Raw genomic sequence first — 2,147 nt, 5'->3', positions numbered from 1 at the left:
GGGCAGGCGTCGGGGCCGCTGCGGCAGCCGCGGCGGCCGCAGCTGCTGCAGCGGCAGCGGYCTTCGCGGCTTCCTCGGCAGCGGCCTTCGCGGCGGCTTCGGCCGCTTCACGCGCACGGGCCTCGGCGGCCTCGCGCTCGCGGGCTTCCTGTTCCTCGCGCTGGCGGCGCTTCTCGGCCAGCTCTTCTTCCTGGCGGCGCAGCAGCTCGGCCTGGGCCTGGGCCTCGACCTCGCGGCGCTGCAGTTCGGCGTCGTCGGCGACCGGCGCTGCCGGCTCCTCGGACGGGGCCGATTCGTCGCGCTTGACGAAGGTGCGCTTCTTGCGCACCTCGACCTGGATCGTGCGCGCCTTGCCGCTCGAATCGGCCTGCTTGATCTCGCTGGTCGACTTGCGGGTCAGCGTGATCTTCTTGCGCTCGCCCCCGCCCGTGCCATGGGCCGTGCGGAGGTAATCAAGCAGTCGCTCCTTGTCGGACTCGGTCAGCGCGTCGTCGCTCGACGCCTTGACGACGCCGGCCGACTGGAGCTGCTCGAGCAGCGCGGCTGCCGGGCGATTGAGCTCGGCAGCCAACTGGGCGACGGTGGTCACAGCCATTGTGAATATCCTTGCTTGGTACTTGCAGTGCGGCGTTCGATCGGGCGTTGGGGCATCAGGTCGATCAATGTCAGGTCGTGAACCAATGTTCGCGTGCCTTCATGATCAGTTCCTTGGCCTTGTCTTCGTCGATGCCGGCAATTTCGGTCAGTTCGTCGACCGCGAGGTCGGCGAGGTCGTCGCGCGTGTTGATCCCGCTTTCGGTCAGCTTCGGGATCAGGGCCGCATCAAGCCCCTCGAGATCGCGCAGGTTCTGCGACACGTCTTCCATTTTCTCTTCGCGGGCGATCTCCATCGTCAGCAAAGCGTCTTTGGCCCGCGTGCGCAGCTCGTTGACGGTGTCTTCGTCGAAGCCCTCGATCTCGAGCATTTCCTGCATCGGGACGTAGGCCACTTCTTCCAGGCTGCTGAAGCCTTCGGCGATCAGGATGTCGGCCACTTCGGCGTCGACGTCGAGCTTGTCGACGAACAGCTTGCGAACGCTGTCGGACTCCTCGTTCTGCTTCGCCTGCGATTCCTCGGCCGTCATGATGTTGATGCGCCAGCCRGTCATCTCGGAGGCCAGGCGCACGTTCTGGCCGCCGCGGCCGATCGCGATCGCGAGGTTCTCCTCGTCGACGACGACATCCATCGCGTGGCGCTCTTCATCGACGACGATCGACTGCACGTTGGCCGGCGCCAGCGCGCCGATCACGAACTGCGCCGGGTCCTCGGACCACAGCACGATGTCGACGCGTTCGCCGGCCAGTTCATTGGTGACCGCGTTGACGCGCGAACCGCGCACGCCGACGCAGGTGCCGATCGGGTCGACCCGCTTGTCGTGCGAGATCACGGCGATCTTGGCGCGCGAACCGGGGTCGCGGGCACAGGACTTGATCTCCAGCAGGCCCTGCTCGATCTCGGGCACTTCCTGGGCGAACAGTTCGATCATGAAACCGGGCGCGCTGCGCGACAGCACGATCTGCGGGCCGCGCAGGGTCGCGTCGACCTCGGCGATGAAGGCACGCACGCGGTCGCCGGAACGCAGGTTCTCCTTCGGGATCATCTCGCTGCGCTTCAGGCGCCCTTCGACCCGGCCGGATTCGACGATCACGTCGCCCTTGTCCAGGCGCTTGACGGTGCCGACGAAGATCTTCTCGCCGCGCGACAGGAAATCGTTGAGCAGCTGCTCGCGCTCGGCGTCGCGGATCTTCTGCAGGATGACCTGCTTGGCCGCCTGGGCGCCGATGCGGCCGATCGACACGGATTCGACCGGCTCCTCGATGTAGTCGTCGACCTCGATGTCGTCGATCTGCTCGAGCGCCTCGAACAGCAGGATCTCGGAGTCGGGCAGCTGCAGGCCGGCCTCATTGGGGACCACGTGCCAGCGGCGGAAGGTCTCGTACTCACCGCTCTCGCGGTCGACGGTGACGCGCATGTCGACCTCGCCGCCGTGCAGCTTCTTGCTGGCAGAGGCCAGCGCAGCCTCGACCGCGCCGAACACGACTTCGCGATCCACGCTCTTCTCGCGCGAGATGGCATCGACCAGCATCAAGAGTTCACGATTCATTAT

At 66.4% G+C, this 2,147-nt stretch carries 2 protein-coding genes; both read right to left on the bottom strand.

All coding sequences use genetic code 11. From position 1 onward, the window contains the following. On the bottom strand, window positions 1–595 hold a 595-nt coding region (locus tag AC1D12_RS31625; RefSeq protein WP_477845135.1), incomplete at its 3' end, for a translation initiation factor IF-2 associated domain-containing protein. 70 nt (window positions 596–665) lie between these two features. Beyond that, a complete protein-coding gene (nusA, locus tag AC1D12_RS31620) occupies window positions 666–2,144 on the bottom strand; it encodes a transcription termination factor NusA (RefSeq protein WP_047512533.1) in 1,479 nt (492 codons plus the stop codon). Window positions 2,145–2,147 lie beyond the last annotated feature (3 nt).

The organism is Rhizobacter sp. P1_G5, from assembly GCF_056405435.1.
Note: the sequence above shows the minus strand (reverse complement) of the source record. Positions and strands in the feature narration are given on the sequence as shown.